The 16,078-nt window shown below is 29.1% G+C and carries 18 protein-coding genes; 2 read left to right on the top strand and 16 right to left on the bottom strand.

Annotated features, from left to right (window positions below; genetic code table 11):
• Positions 1–5: 5 nt before the first annotated feature.
• The 4 genes from ybeY to BS62_RS05585 are packed head-to-tail and all read right to left on the bottom strand — an operon-like array spanning position 6 to position 3,059.
• A complete protein-coding gene (ybeY, locus tag BS62_RS05600; protein WP_496490267.1) occupies positions 6–470 on the bottom strand; it encodes an rRNA maturation RNase YbeY in 465 nt (154 codons plus the stop codon).
• Positions 471–483: 13 nt separating this feature from the next.
• Positions 484–1,497, bottom strand: a complete 1,014-nt coding sequence (locus tag BS62_RS05595) for a PhoH family protein (protein ID WP_496490266.1) — start codon at positions 1,495–1,497, stop codon at positions 484–486.
• A 20-nt stretch (positions 1,498–1,517) separates the two neighbouring features.
• Entirely contained in the window at positions 1,518–2,810 is a 1,293-nt protein-coding gene (gene yqfD, locus BS62_RS05590; protein WP_496490265.1) for a sporulation protein YqfD, read from the bottom strand.
• A 12-nt stretch (positions 2,811–2,822) separates the two neighbouring features.
• Positions 2,823–3,059 carry a YabP/YqfC family sporulation protein gene (locus tag BS62_RS05585; protein ID WP_496490264.1) on the bottom strand — a complete coding sequence of 79 codons (237 nt, stop codon included), beginning with the start codon at positions 3,057–3,059 and terminating at the stop codon, positions 2,823–2,825.
• A gap of 185 nt (positions 3,060–3,244) precedes the next feature.
• Here BS62_RS05585 and BS62_RS05580 point away from each other — a divergent pair, with 185 nt between their 5' ends.
• Positions 3,245–3,616, top strand: a complete 372-nt coding sequence (locus BS62_RS05580; protein ID WP_496490263.1) for a class II SORL domain-containing protein — start codon at positions 3,245–3,247, stop codon at positions 3,614–3,616.
• 176 nt (positions 3,617–3,792) lie between these two features.
• Positions 3,793–4,545, top strand: coding sequence for a TSUP family transporter (locus BS62_RS05575; RefSeq protein WP_496490262.1), 753 nt, complete (start codon positions 3,793–3,795; stop codon positions 4,543–4,545).
• 79 nt (positions 4,546–4,624) lie between these two features.
• Here BS62_RS05575 and BS62_RS05570 read toward each other — a convergent pair whose 3' ends face one another.
• From BS62_RS05570 to hrcA, 12 genes are all read right to left on the bottom strand, one after another.
• Entirely contained in the window at positions 4,625–6,124 is a 1,500-nt protein-coding gene (locus BS62_RS05570; RefSeq protein ID WP_496490261.1) for a hypothetical protein, read from the bottom strand.
• Between the two features lie 76 nt (positions 6,125–6,200).
• Positions 6,201–6,707 (bottom strand): TspO/MBR family protein, encoded by a 507-nt coding sequence (locus BS62_RS05565; protein ID WP_496490260.1) that lies wholly within the window; start codon positions 6,705–6,707, stop codon positions 6,201–6,203.
• A gap of 207 nt (positions 6,708–6,914) precedes the next feature.
• Complete coding sequence (locus BS62_RS05560; protein WP_496490259.1) at positions 6,915–7,355, bottom strand: GatB/YqeY domain-containing protein; 441 nt, start codon at positions 7,353–7,355, stop codon at positions 6,915–6,917.
• Positions 7,356–7,377: 22 nt separating this feature from the next.
• Positions 7,378–7,557: a 30S ribosomal protein S21 gene (gene rpsU / locus BS62_RS05555; protein WP_490141223.1), complete on the bottom strand. Its 180-nt coding sequence runs from the start codon at positions 7,555–7,557 to the stop codon at positions 7,378–7,380.
• A gap of 126 nt (positions 7,558–7,683) precedes the next feature.
• Complete coding sequence (locus BS62_RS05550) at positions 7,684–8,031, bottom strand: histidine triad nucleotide-binding protein (protein ID WP_496490258.1); 348 nt, start codon at positions 8,029–8,031, stop codon at positions 7,684–7,686.
• Positions 8,032–8,078: 47 nt separating this feature from the next.
• A complete protein-coding gene (gene mtaB, locus BS62_RS05545; protein ID WP_496490257.1) occupies positions 8,079–9,377 on the bottom strand; it encodes a tRNA (N(6)-L-threonylcarbamoyladenosine(37)-C(2))-methylthiotransferase MtaB in 1,299 nt (432 codons plus the stop codon).
• Positions 9,378–9,379: 2 nt separating this feature from the next.
• Complete coding sequence (locus tag BS62_RS05540; RefSeq protein WP_496490256.1) at positions 9,380–10,132, bottom strand: RsmE family RNA methyltransferase; 753 nt, start codon at positions 10,130–10,132, stop codon at positions 9,380–9,382.
• 8 nt (positions 10,133–10,140) lie between these two features.
• Positions 10,141–11,085, bottom strand: a complete 945-nt coding sequence (gene prmA / locus BS62_RS05535) for a 50S ribosomal protein L11 methyltransferase (protein WP_496490255.1) — start codon at positions 11,083–11,085, stop codon at positions 10,141–10,143.
• Positions 11,086–11,285: 200 nt separating this feature from the next.
• Positions 11,286–12,437, bottom strand: a complete 1,152-nt coding sequence (dnaJ, locus tag BS62_RS05530; RefSeq protein WP_496490254.1) for a molecular chaperone DnaJ — start codon at positions 12,435–12,437, stop codon at positions 11,286–11,288.
• 117 nt (positions 12,438–12,554) lie between these two features.
• Entirely contained in the window at positions 12,555–14,402 is a 1,848-nt protein-coding gene (gene dnaK / locus BS62_RS05525; RefSeq protein ID WP_496490253.1) for a molecular chaperone DnaK, read from the bottom strand.
• 28 nt (positions 14,403–14,430) lie between these two features.
• The gene (gene grpE, locus BS62_RS05520; protein WP_496490252.1) at positions 14,431–14,946 is read right to left on the bottom strand and encodes a nucleotide exchange factor GrpE; all 516 of its coding nucleotides are present in this window, start codon (positions 14,944–14,946) and stop codon (positions 14,431–14,433) included.
• A gap of 24 nt (positions 14,947–14,970) precedes the next feature.
• Positions 14,971–15,987, bottom strand: coding sequence for a heat-inducible transcriptional repressor HrcA (gene hrcA / locus BS62_RS05515; protein WP_496490251.1), 1,017 nt, complete (start codon positions 15,985–15,987; stop codon positions 14,971–14,973).
• Positions 15,988–16,078 lie beyond the last annotated feature (91 nt).

The following is a 16,078-nucleotide window of genomic DNA, read 5'->3' as shown; positions in this document are numbered from 1 at the left end:
TATACTTACTCCCTTATAATACCAAGCTTATTTAAAACAGCCTCCTCTTTTTTTCTCATTTCTTTAGTGTTTTCATCATTGTCATGGTCATATCCCATTAAATGAAACATACTATGACAAACTAAAAAACATACTTCTCTTTCAAAGCTATGTTTATATTCTTCACTTTGCTCTAAGGCCTTTTCTAAAGATATAACAATATCTCCTAATATCTTTTCCTCAATATCTATTTCGAAATCAAATTCGTCATCTATAAGTGGAAAAGATAATACATCAGTAGGCCTATCTACTGACCTGTATTCTTTGTTTAATTTGTGTATTTCTTCGTTATCTACAAAAGATAAACTAACTTCATATCCTTCATCATATTCTTCATATCTTAAACATTCTAACACAACTTCTTCCATTTGTTTTATAAGTTCATTAGATATATTTATTTTTCCTTGTCTATTATCTATTATAAGCTCCATATATCCACCTTCTTTACCTTTTGTTAGTATTTTTTCCTCTAGATTTATTTTCTGTATTATTTTCATCTTTTTTAGATTTATTATCATGATTTTCATATGCTGCTATTATTCTTTGTACAAGTTCATGTCTTACAACGTCTCTTTGAGTTAAAGTTATTATACCTATTCCTTGAACATCTTTTAGAACTTCAGCTGAATGGATTAGTCCTGATTTTTTATTTGATGGTAAGTCTGTTTGAGTCAAATCACCTGTTACTACAGCTTTTGAACCAAATCCAAGTCTAGTTAAAAACATTTTCATCTGTTCAGGAGTAGTGTTTTGCGCCTCATCTAATATTATAAATGCATTATCTAGGGTTCTACCTCTCATAAATGCTAGCGGCGCTACTTCTATAAGTCCTCTTTCTAAGTATTTAGCAAACTTATCTCCACCTAATATTTCAAATAAACTGTCATATAAAGGTCTTAAATAAGGGTCTACCTTATCTTTTAAATCTCCAGGTAAAAATCCTAGACTTTCTCCTGCCTCAACTGCTGGACGAGTTAGTATTATTCTACTTACTTCGTCTTTTTTAAAAGCTCTAACAGCCATAGCAACAGCTAAATATGTTTTACCTGTACCTGCAGGACCTATACCAAATGTTATATCATTATTTCTTATTTTATTTATATATTCTTTTTGTCCTAGTGTTTTTGGCTGTATTGTCTTTCCTTTTTCTGTAATAATTATAACATCATCTAATTCTTGCATCTTGTGCTCAGTTCCTTCAAATAAAAGGCCTATAGCATAAGATATATTTTGTTTATTTAATGAATTGCCTTTTTTAACTACTGAATATAATTCATCCATTAATTTAGATGCCGCTTCTACGTTTTCTTCTTCGCCTAATAAAATAATATTTCCTTCTCTCAATAATACATCTATATTTAGATTTTGTTCTATTAATTTTATATTTTCATCAAAGTTTCCAAATAATTCTCTTTCAAAAATTTGGTCCTCAATTTCTATTTTCTTTTGTATTATCAATCTAAGTCCCTCCTTAGTTTTTATTGATTATCTTGTTTATTATTTTTTTCATCTTCTGTAGTATCTAAGTCCATATTTTTTCTAGGATCATTAACAGGCATTTTTTGAGGATTTCTAGGTTGTGGTTGAATCTCATTTTGTTTTTCTTCTTGTTCTTTTAATATTTGTTCTGCTTCAGACTTAGTTAAATGTTGAACTTGTGCTATATTTTCTGAAGCTTCTACTGTAACTATATATTCTAAAGTATCTTTCTTTATATTGTAGTCATGTTTTACATCAACATATCTAGCATCAATAGGTATCATATATTCTAACTCTTTTATTGCTTTTTGTTTTAATTTTTCTTTTATTTCATTTGTATCTTTTTTAACTGACTTTAAATTAACATCATTAAATGTGCTTATTTTTATTTGTATAGGAAAAGTATAATCTCCTATTGATAATTTATAATCCTTATTTTCTATAACATAATTTTTATAATCTATATTCCTTCTTATAGTATATTGTTTGTCATAAATGCCTATAGTATATACTCTTTTTTTATTTCCTGTTTTAATTTTCTCATCTTCTATGTATTTTGCACTTTGTACTGATTCATAAAAGGTCTTAGCCCAAACCTCCGGTATAGCAGTTGTACTTCCTGCTGATATTAATAAATTCCCTTTTTGGACTATATCTCCCTTACTAACTATGGCATTTCCACTTCTTGGAATTACCTTTTCTATTATACCATTTTTTTCCGCTATTATATTACAGTAATTTGTATCTATATTTTGCTTTAGACTCTCTGCCTTTTTGGTAATTGTAACAAAAACATTAGTTCCTTTTATATTTATAGAAACATAAGCGACATCTTCAAATTTGCCCATTATATGGTCTCTTATTTGTTTTCTATCTATCTTTTCTTTATAGACTCCAGGTTTTAGTCCATATCCATATAATTCTTTTCTTATAGCATACTTATCTATTCCTTCTGGAGCTTGAATATATATATCTGTTACGAATAAAGATGTTGATACTAATAATAATAGTGATATTATAGCCCCAATCCATAGTGTTTTCCTTTTATATATCCTCTTCATTATAAATGGAAGTCCAGATGTTCTTTTTATCTTTACATCAAAGTTTGAACTTCTATAAATTTTAGTAAGTTTTCTCAAATCTCTTCTGTATATATTTAGTTCCACCTTAGTACTTGATATTCTATTGACATTATAAACATATACACCATTTCTTATAAGGTGATTTATAAATGTTTCAACATTTAATCCTTCAATGCTTACTAGACAATACCCTTTTATATAACTTATCAATGGTATCTCCCCCTAATTACTATACTCTACCCCGTGTATTATACCTTTTATTCCTAATTCTGCATCTGTTATATATTTTAGACTTAGCTTATCACCTAATATTTTTATTACATTAGACTTGGTTTTTACTCTTATTATAGTTTTGTCATACTCAAGTATTGATATATAGTTTTCTATACATATAAATTTATTTCCTATAAGTGTTACAGTAGGTTGATTAACTTGTAAATCGCTCGGTAATTCAATCATATACATAACCTCCTTAATATATTCTATGAGTATTTATATTGAAAATTACCTCTTATTGTTACTTATTATTTATATTTATTTAATATTAATTTTATGTTTTGAATTAAAAAATGTTTATATTTCCTTATGTATGGGAATATATATATTGTGTTAGTTAATAAATAAAAAATGAGGGGGTAATTCCTATGATAAGAGATTTAATACAAAGCGGTGATTGGAAAGGTGAAAAACACGTTCCTGTTATACATGCACCAGAAACAGTTAAAGCTGGAGAAGATTTTGAAGTAAGAGTTTCAATAGGAGATGAAATCCGTCATCCAAATACAATAGAACATCATATAAATTGGATAAAGCTATACTATAAGGCATATGATGAAAAGTTTCCTGTTGAGTTAGCTTCTTTTAGCTTCTCTACTCACGGAGAATACGATAAATTTACTGATCCTTTAGGTGTAACTAAGATTATAGTAAATAAACCAGGTGTATTATATGCACTAAGCTATTGCAATATCCACGGTCTATGGGAAAATAGCAAAGAATTAATAGTTGAAGAATAAAATTCGCTTTGCTCATGTCGCCAACGGCCTAAAAAACAGGCCCGTTGCTCAAGTGTATAAGTTGGAAATTATAATTTCCTAATATAAAAAAGTCTTTCTTAAAATAGAAAGACTTTTTTGTTGTTTTTATTATATAATTATATAGTGTTATATAATACATCTTGGAGGTTACTTAAGTGATTGAACAATTAGTATTTTTATGTATTGCAGGATTTTTAGCTGCTTTTGTTGACGCAATAGCTGGGGGTGGCGGTCTAATAAGTTTACCTGCGCTTATGATAAGTGGAGTATCACCACATTATGCACTTGGAACTAATAAATTTGCATCTTCTACAGGATCATTTACAAGTTCTCTTAGATATATAAAATCTGGGGCTACCAATACAGATTTATTAAAAAAGCTTATTCCATTTACAATACTTGGATCCATAATAGGAGTTAAAACAGTACTTAACATAAATGAAAATATATTAAATATATTAGTTTTAGTATTAATAGTGGCTGTTGGAATATATACTATTAGATCTAAGTCATTAGGCTCTGAAAATACATTTGAAGGTCTTACTGATAAAAATATAAAACTTGGTATAATACTTGCATTTTCTCTTGGATTTTATGATGGATTTTTTGGTCCTGGTACAGGTACTTTTTTAATGTTTGGTCTTATGAAAATATATGGTTTTGACTTTTTAAACTCAACTGGTAATACAAAGGTCTTAAACTTTACAAGTAATATAACGTCTCTTATTATGTTTGCTATAAACGGTCAGATATTATACAAAATAGGAATTCCTTTTGCTATATCTATGATATTAGGTGCTCAACTTGGCTCTAAACTAGCTATATCAAAAGGTGTTAAACTTATAAAACCTATATTTATAACTATGTCTTTAGGTGTTGCGGTAAAAATGTTATATCAAATGTTTTAAGCCTTGGATAATATCCAAGGCTTTTTTAAGCAACGGGCCTGCTCTTTAGGCCGTTGGCGACATGAGTGAAACGAATTTGCTATTTCCCCTTTTTAAATAAATTTACAACTTTATTTAATTTAGTTTTTTCCAAAATATTATTTAATTGTATTTTATTTAGTCTTCTAGACAATTCATCTTTATATTTTAGAGCTATATCTGTTTGATAATTATTACTTAATTCTTCTAATAAAACTTTTATATTTTCAACAGAGTCTAAATCTGCAGCAGCATACATTTGTCTTATGCTTTTTTCTTCTTGTTTTTTGAGTATTTCATTGTTTAATTTTGCTTTATAATTTGATAATACACTTGTTTTAAAATCGAACTCTTCTATTTGTTTTTTTAGGCCAATTAATTCACCTTCTCCTAAAAGTTCAAAGTCTTTAAACATAAAATCAAGCTTCTCTTTTTCTTTTATTACTAAGTTAGCTTCTTCTCTACTTTCAAATACTACACCATTTACAGTTCTTTTTTCTATATCTATCTCATTTAATCTTGTATCTATTTTTAATATATACTTAGGAACTATATTACTTATAAACTTATCACTAGATATAACTTCCTTTAAATCTATTAATTGTTCTTCATTAAACTTATAAAACTCATCAAACATAAAATCTAATTTTATTTTTTCACCTCTAGCTAGATCAGCTTCTTCTTTAGTTTCAAAAACTATATCATCAACAGTTCTAGCCTGTAGATTAAAATCTTCTAATATACTTTTTAATTCACTTATTACTGGATGTTCTTTTATTCCAATAAACTCTATTTTATCTTGAATTTGCTTAAGAGCTTCTATTGCCTCTTCTTCATTTTCTACAGTAATGTCATGGTATATTTCATATATATAAGACATTTTGTATTTATCTAAGTTTATATCAAAGTAATTCGCTATATTTTCTATTTCTAAATTTTTATCTCCGTATTTCTCTATAATATATTGATAATATACTGATTTATAAGGGTTTAGTATTAATATTTCTCCTAAAAGATTTACTTTTGTATTATTATCAAAATCCCCTAGTTCTAAATTATTAAATATTCCAGATGCCTTTTTTGCACTTTCATAATTTGGAACATCATATACACTTTTTTCTAATCTATTATGGATAATTTCTATTAAATAAAATTGCATTCTATAAACATATTCAAATATAGTTAAACTCATACCATCTAACACTATACTAAAATTAAATCCTCTAGGTTTTTCGTATTTAAATATATCTATATTGTATAAATCTCCATATTCTGATCTTAGATGTTTATTATCAGAATCGTAATCACTTAAAAATTGTTCTATATCTATATCGTATATACCATGGGATATAAGTGTTTTTACACACTCTTTTGCAGCTGGTTGTGCTATTTTTTTTACCTGACTAAATGTTTTAAACAACCCCTTTTTTTCATCTACATGTTGGGTTTCAAATTCTGTAGATAAACTATAAGCTAAATATATAAATTTTTTTCTTAGATCATTATAATTTTGTCTATTTTCACTTATATTTAAATTATTATTCATAAAAGTATACTCCATAACTACCCCTCCATCTTTGTATTAACTTAAAGTAAGCCCTCTTTTATTTATGATAAGAAGGCTTGATTTTTTGATTTTATTTATTTAATATCCACACATAGTAATTTAATACAGCAGCATATGATAACCATAATAGATACGGTATATTTAAATATGCACTCTTTTTATTTAGTTTATTAAACTTTAAATTCATAATTATAATAACTACTATTAGTAATAGTATGTCTATAAGTGCAGTAAGTCTTAGTCCTAGTCCAAAGAACAATATAGACCATATAAAGTTTAAAAATAACTGTAGACCATAATAAAATAGAGAATCCCTTACAGGTATTTTGCAATAACCCATTTTCCATATTTTATATGCTGCTATACCCATTAATATGTATAAAATAGTCCAAACTATAGGAAATACTAAGGCTGGAGGTGCAAAGGCTGGCTTTATTAAATCAGAATACATTTGTACATTAGCTATTTTTCCTATTATTCTAGATAACATAGAGCTTGTTGCCCCTACTAATAAAGGTATTAATATACTTATTAGAAAATTTCTTACATCTTTAACTGATATAATCAATCTTTTCACCTTCTTTCAATATCTTTTTATTTATAAATATGAAAGAAAATATATAGTTATGATTAAAAAATTAATTTGTCCAGGAAATAAAAGATTCGCTACGCTCATATCCCAAAAGCCTAAAGAGAATGCCCATTGCTCAAGATTATATGTTGGAAATTTTACAATTTCCTTAAATATAAAAAAGCCTAGAGTATACTCTAGGCTTTTAATCTATTATAAGTTTTTTTTAACTAATTCATTTATAAGTTTTCCATCAGCTCTTCCCTTTACTTTAGGTCTTACAGCTGACATCACTTTACCCATATCTTTTGATGAAGTCGCTCCTACTTCAGCTATAGTTTCTTTAACTATAACTTCTAGCTCTTCTTCACTTAGTTGCTGAGGTAAGTATTCTTTTAAAACTTCGATTTCAGCTTCTATCTGTTGAACTAAATCGTCTCTTCCTGCTTTTTGGAATTCAGCTAAAGAATCTCTTCCTTGCTTTAACTGTTTAGCTATAACATCTATTACTTGATCATCATTAAGCTCTACTCTATTATCAACTTCATATTGCTTAATAGCAGATCTTATAAGAGTTACAACAGATTTTTTAACTGCATCTTTGTTTTTCATAGCAAGTTTTAAATCATCTTGTAACTTTGATTTAAGGGACATGCTCTTTCACCTCTTATCTTAATTATTTCTTAGCGTTTTTTCTTCTAGCAGCTTCAGCTTTCTTTTTTCTCTTAACGCTTGGCTTATCGTAATGTTCTCTTTTTCTAACTTCTGACATTATGCCTGACATTGCACATGAACGCTTAAATCTTCTTAAGGCGCTGTCCAAAGTTTCATTTTCTCTTACTCTTACTTCTGACATTCCTTTTTCCCTCCCTCCGATACCGCAATTATGCTGGGACTGTAACTACGACTATAACTAGGTTTATTACTTACAACCTCACACCTTGTTTATTATAAACTAAAACTTAATTTTACGCAACCCTTTTTAATTTGGAAGGAAATGGTTTAATTTTTTGCCTGCAAGTATGTGAAAATGTATGTGTTTTACTTCTTGTCCTCCATCTTCACCGCAGTTGTTTATTATTCTAAATCCTGTTTTATCAAATTCACCTTGCTGTGATAAATTTTTTATAACTTTATGAATATGAGAAACAATTTCCATTTCTTCATCTTTTATATCTAATATAGATTCATAATGTTTTTTAGGTACAACTAATATATGTACTGGAGCAACAGGATTTATGTCATTGAAGGCAATAACTTTATCATCTTCATAAATTTTTGTAGATGGAATTTCTCCATTAACTATTTTACAAAATATACAATTATCCAATACTACACCCCCTATCTACAATTTATTAAATTTAGTATTTCTACGTATTATACTAAATTTCCTTCTATATGTTCGTCTTTTACTTTAGCGATTTTTACATTTAATATTTTTCCTTCTATATCACAATCACTTTTTGCTACTACTCTTATATAATTAGGAGTTAGCCCTTCGTAATTATTCTCATCTACTTTCTGTTCAAATAATACAGGTAATTCCTTATCAATAAATTTTGATGTGAACTTCGCAAAATTTTCTTTAGAAAGCTTTATTAGCTTTTCACTTCTCAATTGTTTTATTTGAGGGTCTATTTGATTTTCCATAGTAGATGCTGGAGTTCCTTTTCTAGGAGAATATTTGAATATATGCATTTGAGCAAGCTCTATTTCTTTTAAAAATTCATAAGTAGTCTCAAATTCTTCATTAGTTTCTCCTGGGAATCCTACTATTATATCTGTTGTTATTGCAACATTTGGTATAGTTTCTCTTAACTTTTTAACTATATTTTTATATTGTGCTGTATTATATTTTCTATTCATTCTATCTAATGTTTCATCTGACCCACTTTGTAGTGATAAATGATAATGCGGGCACACCTTAGGCATTGATGCCATCTCATTTATAAATTCATCAGTCATTAATAAAGGTTCAACAGAACTTAATCTTATTCTTTCAATACCTTCAATTTTATTTATCTCTTTTATAACATTTAATATTGTTAAATTTTGTTCTTTTAAATCTCTTCCATATGATGCAACGTGTATTCCTGTTAAAACAACCTCTTTGTATCCTCTATTTGCAAGTTCAACTACTTCATTAACTATATTATCTATTTGTCTACTTCTAATAGGTCCTCTTGCATAAGGTATTATACAATATGAACAAAATCTATCGCATCCTTCTTGAATTTTAAGAAATGCTCTAGTTCTTCCATGAGTTTCTGTTATTTGCATTTCTTCAAATTGACGAACCTTCATTATATCGTCAACTGTACTTAATTTATCTTTTACAGTTATATTTTCTATAACTTCAACTATTTTATTTCTATCATTAGTACCCATAACTACATTTACTTCTTCTATGTCTATAATCTCCTCTGGGGATACTTGAGAGTAACATCCAACAACAGCTATTATAGAGTCTGGGTTGGTCTTTTTTACCCTTCTAATATATTGACGAGATTTTCTATCACTCATGTGTGTAACAGTACAAGTATTTATTACATAAACATCGGCATAGTCTTCACTACCTACTACATCGTAATCTGCCTTTTTAAATAATTCAGACATAGCTTCTGTTTCATATTGATTTACTTTACATCCTAGTGTATAAAAAGCTACTTTTTTCAATTTTACTCAACTCCTCCTAAATCACTTAGTTCATATAATACTATAGAAGATGCTACAAGCGATGCAGTTTCTGTTCTAAGTATTCTAGGACCTAACGTTACAGATACTCCACCATTACTTTCTATGTTTTGTATTTCGTCCTCTTCAAATCCGCCTTCTGGGCCTACAAAAATCCCTATGCTATTTATATTTAAGCCCCTTATACCTTGTTTAATAGACTTTGTATTTTCTCTTTCATAAGGAACTATATTCATATCATTATTTTTCATATGTTTTAGTGCTTCATCAAATGTAAGAACATTAGATAGTTTAGGCATTATTCCTCTTTTACTTTGTTTTGATGCCTCATATATTATTCTTTCCCACCTATCTAATTTTTTATCTTCTTTCTTATCATCAATTTTAGATACACTTCTTTTGGTAATAACTGGAATTATTTCATAAACTCCAACTTCAGTTAGTTTTTGAAGTATAATTTCCATTTTAGATCCTTTAGGCAACCCTTGATATACTCTAATTTTTAATGGTGACTCTCTATTAACTTCAACTTTTTCTATTATAGACAAAGTTATAACATTTTTGTCCATATCATCTATTTCACATACATATTCATTATTCTCATTGTCGCAGACTTCTATTTCTTGTCCAACTTTATATCTTAATACCTTTGATATGTGCTTTACATCTTCACCTTTTATCAAACATGATTTTTCATCTAAATTTATATCTTCTTTTTGTACAAAAAATCTATCCAAAATATCACCTACTTAGCTTTTTTAGATACTATTGCCGACCATTCACCTTGAGTTCTTACACCTATTACTTCAAATTTATTTTCTACTAAAGCACTTTTTACTTCTTCTATTTTGTCTAGTATTATACCAGATGATATAAATACTCCGTCTTCTTTTAAAAAGTTTTTAACATCTTTAGCTAGTATTTTTATTATATCTGCCATTATATTTGCAACTACTATGTCAGCTTTATCAGACACAACATCCATTAAATTTCCATATTTTATTTCTACTATATCAGAAACATTGTTTTCATCTACATTTTCTTTTGAAACCTTAACAGCAACTTCATCTAAATCTACACCTAAAACATGTTTTGCTCCAAGTTTTGCTGCTGCAATAGATAATATACCACTTCCACAACCTATATCGAATACAACACTATCAGGCTTTACATATCTTTCTAATTCTACTATACACATACTAGTAGTTTCATGTGTACCTGTACCAAATGCCATTCCTGGATCAAGTTCTATTACTATATCATCATCACTTTTTTCGTATTCTTCCCAAGTTGGCTTTACAACTATTTTTTCTCCAATTTTGGCAGGTTTATAGTACGCCTTCCATGAGTGTGCCCAGTCATTTTCATCCACTTCTATAAGACTAACGCTACCTTCTCCTATATTAATACCGTATTCCTTTAACATTCCCATTTTTTGTGTTATCTCTTCTATAGAAGTTATTACATTTTTTTCTTCTGATAAATAAGCTTTTATAATAACGCCTTCATATCCGCTTTTTTTGTATAAATCTTCGTCTATGTAATCCCATGCTAATGCATCTTTTTTTTCAAATAAGAAATCATTTGGGTCTTCTATTGCAACTCCTCCAACTCCTTGTTCATATAATATACTAGTTACAGCTTCAACAGCTTCAGTCGTAGTTTTAATAGTTATTTCAACCCATTTCATAAGCAATCCATCCTTCATTTTATAATTTTCGTTTTTCACATAACCTTTATTATACCAAACATTATTATAAAAAAGTCTTTATTTTATAAAAATATACAATTAACTTTAGTGTTTAATATTATTATTCACTTTTGAATTATATAATTATACAATAAATGAAAACCCTAGGCTATTTTTAGTCTAGGGTTTTTAAGCAGAACTTATTTTTTATCAAAGAGATCCTTTAATTTGTCCATAAAGTTTCTTTTTCCTTCGTGAATTTCATCTCCACTTTCTTTTGCAAACTCTATTAATAATTCTTTTTGTTTTTCGTTTAATTTTTTAGGAATTTCAACTATTATTTTAACGTATTGATCTCCTCTGCCATTTCCTCTGATTCTTGGTATACCTTTATCTTTTAATCTAAATACTGTACCACTTTGAGTTCCTTCAGGTATTTTATACTTAACTTTACCATCTATAGTTGGTACTTCAACTTCATCTCCAAGTGATGCTTGAACAAATGTTATAGGCATCTCTAAATAAACGTCGCTTCCATCTCTATCAAATAATTTGTGAGATGCAACATTTACCACTATATATAGATCTCCCCTTGGACCACCTTTGCGTCCTAGCTCCCCTTGTCCGTTTAACTTTATCATTTGTCCATCATCTATACCAGCTGGTATATTAACTTCTATTTTCTTAGTTTTTCTTATCTCGCCACGTCCTCCACATTTACCACATGGAGATTCTACTACACTACCTTCACCGTCACAAGTATCACAAGTTCTCACATTCATTATATTTCCAAATGGAGTTCTTTGAGCTGTTCTTACTTCTCCTGTACCTGAACATGTTGGACATGTTTTTTTAGATGTTCCAGGCTTTGCTCCGCTACCACTACATGTTTCACATTCTTCACTTCTAGATATTGAAACATCTTTAGTAGTACCAAATGCAGCTTCTTCAAAAGTTATATTTACAGCATATCTTAGGTCAGCTCCTCTTTCAGGACCATTTTTTCTTCTTCCTTGTCCTCCAAAGCCGCCGCCAAAGACATCCCCAAATATATCTCCAAATATATCTTCAAAGCCACCAAATCCGCCTTGACCACCAAAGCCTCCTTGGCCGCCAAATCCACCGTTCATTCCTTCATGACCAAATTGGTCATAAGTGCTTTTTTTGCCTTCATCTGATAAAACTTCATATGCCTCATTTATTTCTTTGAACTTTTCTTCCGATTCTTTATCTCCAGCGTTTCTATCTGGATGATATTTCATAGCTAACTTTCTATATGCCTTTTTTATATCCTGTGCAGATGTGCTTTTATCTACACCTAAGACTTCATAGTAATCTCGTTTTTGCGCCATATATTGTCACCACCTTAACTTAGTATACATAAGAATAGCTTGCAGTTGCAACTACAAGCTATTCCATAATAAATTACATCACTATATAATTATATACAACTATTGAAGTTTGTTGAACTATTTATTATTTTCATCATCAACAACTGTGTAATCAGCATCTACAACATTGTCATCTTTTGGTCCGCTTTGAGCACCAGCATTAGCTTGTTCTCCAGCTTCTGCCCCAGCTTGTTGATACATTTGCTCAGATATTTTATGGAACTTGTTCATAACATTATCTATAGCATTTTTTATATCTTCAACTGATGAAGATTCATTATCTTTAATACTTCTTAAATTTGACAGTTCAGCTTCTACATCTGACTTATCATTTGCATTTATTTTATCGCCTAGGTCATTTAATGTTTTTTCTGTTTGATATATAGTTGACTCAGCTTGATTTAATATTTCTATTTTTTCTTTTCTAGTTTTATCAGCTTCAGCATTCATTTCAGCTTCTTTTATTTTTCTTTCTATTTCTTCTTCTGATAAATTAGTGCTAGAAGTTATTGTTATTTTTTGTTCTCTTCCTGTTCCTAAATCTTTAGCAGAAACATTAACTATACCATTTGCATCTATATCAAATGTAACCTCTACTTGAGGTACCCCTCTTGGTGCTGGTGGTATTTCTGTTAATTGGAATCTACCTAATGTGCTATTGTCACTTGCCATTGATCTTTCACCTTGTAATACGTGTATATCAACAGCAGTTTGATTGTCAGCAGCAGTTGAGAATACTTGAGACTTTTTAGTAGGTATAGTAGTATTTCTTTCTATTATCTTAGTAAATACTGAACCTAATGTTTCTATACCTAATGATAATGGAGTAACGTCTAATAATAATAAGTCGTTAACTTCTCCAGTTAAAACTCCACCTTGTATAGCAGCTCCTACTGCAACACATTCATCAGGATTTATACCTTTATGTGGCTCTTTTCCTATGAATTTTTTAACAGCATCTTGAACTGCTGGTATTCTTGTAGATCCACCTACTAATAATACCTGGTCTATATCTGATGGATTAAGACCTGCATCTTTTAAAGCTCTTCTAGTAGGTTCCATAGTTCTTTCTACTAATTTAGCTGATAATTCATCAAATTTAGCTCTTGTTAAGTCCATATTTAAGTGTTTTGGACCTGTAGCTGTAGCAGTTATAAATGGTAAATTTATGTTAGTAGTCATAACACTAGATAATTCTTTTTTAGCTTTTTCTGCATCTTCTTTTAATCTTTGAAGAGACATACTATCTTGTCTTAAGTCAACACCTTCTTGCTTTTTGAATTCTTCAGCTATATAGTTTATTATAACTTCATCGAAATCATCTCCACCTAAGTGGTTATCTCCACTAGTAGCTAGAACTTCAAAAGCTCCATCTCCTATTTCAAGTATAGATACATCAAATGTACCTCCACCTAAGTCAAATACTAATATTTTTTGATCTTGATTAGCCTTATCAAGTCCATAAGCAAGTGCTGCTGCAGTTGGCTCATTTATTATTCTCTTAACTTCAAGACCTGCTATTCTACCAGCATCTTTAGTTGCTTGTCTTTGAGCATCAGTAAAGTATGCTGGAACTGTTATTACAGCTTCAGTAACTTTTTGACCTAAATAACCTTCAGCATCAGCTTTTAATTTTTGAAGTATCATTGCTGATATTTCTTGCGGAGTATATTTATTGCTATCTATATTAACTTTATAGTCAGTTCCCATATGTCTTTTTATAGACGCTATAGTTCTATCAGCATTTGTAACCGCTTGTCTTTTAGCAGGTTCTCCAGCTATTTTTTCTCCATCTTTTGCAAAAGCAACTATTGATGGAGTAGTTCTCATTCCTTCAGCATTTGCTATAACTTGTGGCTCTCCACCTTCTAATACGGCAACACAAGAGTTTGTTGTTCCTAAGTCTATACCTATTATTCTACCCATATGTAACATCCTCCCTAAATTTTATATTTTAACAAGATACCTTTACCATCGATGGTCTTATAACTCTACTAGATAGTTTGTATCCTTTTTGAAGTACTTGTATTACTTTATTTGGTTCTACTCCTTCAGCAGGCTCTTGCATTACAGCCATGTGAAGATTAGGATCAAATTCTTCATTTTGTGCAGCTATTTCTTCAACTGAAAACTTTGATAAAGTATCCTTTAGTTGTTTATAAACTAATTCAATACCTTTATACATATCACTCTCTTTGTCATCACATGCTTCTAATGCTCTCTCCATATTATCAATAACAGGAAGTAGGTCTATTACCATTTTTTCATTTGCATATATACTTAAACTTTCTTTTTCTTGCTGAGTTCTTCTTCTAAAATTATTAAAATCAGCTTGAAGTCTTTGTAAACTATCTTTTAATGTTTGTATTTCAACATCTTTTGAATCAGATTCTTCAACATCTATATTTTCTTCGTTATTTACTATATCTTCATTGATTACTTCTTCTACATTTAAATCTTTTTCTTCCAAGTCTTGTCCACCCCTTAGAGTATATTATTTTTTATTTATTAATAGACCCATATAATTTATCATAGAATAAATTTTTGCATAATCCATTCTAGTAGGTCCTATAAATCCTATCTTACCTACTCCAACTCCATCAATTATATAAGTTGCAGTTATTATACTACAATCCTTTGCTATATCATAACTATTATCGCTACCTATTATTATATTTACGTTCTCTTTTTCTATTCCTTTTGAGTTAACAATATTTGTCAACATATCTCTTTCTTCTAACATATTCAGAAATGCCTTAGCCTTTAATATGTCGTTAAACTCAGGAAAGTTAAATATATTAGTAGCTCCACTTAATGATATATCAGACTCCTTAGTTACATTATTACTTATAACATTTAGTAACTGATCAAAGATTATAGAATAGTCGCTTATTTGCGATTTTATATACTTTATAAAATCTTCATCTAAGTCTACTATAGATTTATGTTGTAACTTACTAGTAAGAATATTTGATATTATATTTAGTTTTTCTTGATCTATTTCTATACCTGTACTTATATTAACATTTTTGATATTTCCTTTTTCAGTTACAACTATTAACATTATACTTTTAGGATTTAACTCTACAAGCTGTATATGCTTTATTTTACTTTGTTCTACAAAGTTAGAAGACAATGCAACTGTTGTGTAGTTAGTAATTTTTGACAATAATTTAGCTGTATCATGAATTAATTCCTTTATTTGATTAACATTATTAGCTATACATTGTTGCATTAGAATCTTATCATTTTCATCTAAATCAGTTTTTTTCATCAAAGAATCTACATATAGTTTGTATCCCTTTTCAGAAGGTATTCTCCCAGCAGAGGTATGGGGTTGTGTTAAATAACCTAAATCTTCTAGATCAGCCATTTCATTTCTTATAGTTGCTGCGCCTACACCAAAATCATATTTTTTAGATATTGTTCTTGATCCTACGGCTTCTGCAGTTTCTATATAATCTTTTACTATGGCTGTTAAAATTTTAAGTTTTCTTTCATTTAAGTCCATATTAACACCTCCTGTTTCTGCTGTTAGCACTCATCAACTTTGAGTGCTAAAAAGATTATATATATTATATAACATTATAATCTTTTTTTGT

It is taken from the genome of Sporacetigenium mesophilum DSM 16796 (genome assembly GCF_059569055.1).
This window is presented reverse-complemented; position numbering and strand designations above follow the sequence as displayed.

Coding starts and splice junctions, on each gene's coding strand:
- ybeY (WP_496490267.1), bottom strand. CDS start 470: ATGGAGCTTATAATAGATAATAGACAAGGAAAAATAAATATATCTAAT.
- BS62_RS05585 (WP_496490264.1), bottom strand. CDS start 3,059: ATGATTGAATTACCGAGCGATTTACAAGTTAATCAACCTACTGTAACA.
- BS62_RS05580 (WP_496490263.1), top strand. CDS start 3,245: ATGATAAGAGATTTAATACAAAGCGGTGATTGGAAAGGTGAAAAACAC.
- BS62_RS05570 (WP_496490261.1), bottom strand. CDS start 6,124: ATGGAGTATACTTTTATGAATAATAATTTAAATATAAGTGAAAATAGA.
- BS62_RS05560 (WP_496490259.1), bottom strand. CDS start 7,355: ATGTCCCTTAAATCAAAGTTACAAGATGATTTAAAACTTGCTATGAAA.
- rpsU (WP_490141223.1), bottom strand. CDS start 7,557: ATGTCAGAAGTAAGAGTAAGAGAAAATGAAACTTTGGACAGCGCCTTA.
- prmA (WP_496490255.1), bottom strand. CDS start 11,085: ATGAAATGGGTTGAAATAACTATTAAAACTACGACTGAAGCTGTTGAA.
- dnaJ (WP_496490254.1), bottom strand. CDS start 12,437: ATGGCGCAAAAACGAGATTACTATGAAGTCTTAGGTGTAGATAAAAGC.
- dnaK (WP_496490253.1), bottom strand. CDS start 14,402: ATGGGTAGAATAATAGGTATAGACTTAGGAACAACAAACTCTTGTGTT.
- hrcA (WP_496490251.1), bottom strand. CDS start 15,987: ATGGACTTAAATGAAAGAAAACTTAAAATTTTAACAGCCATAGTAAAA.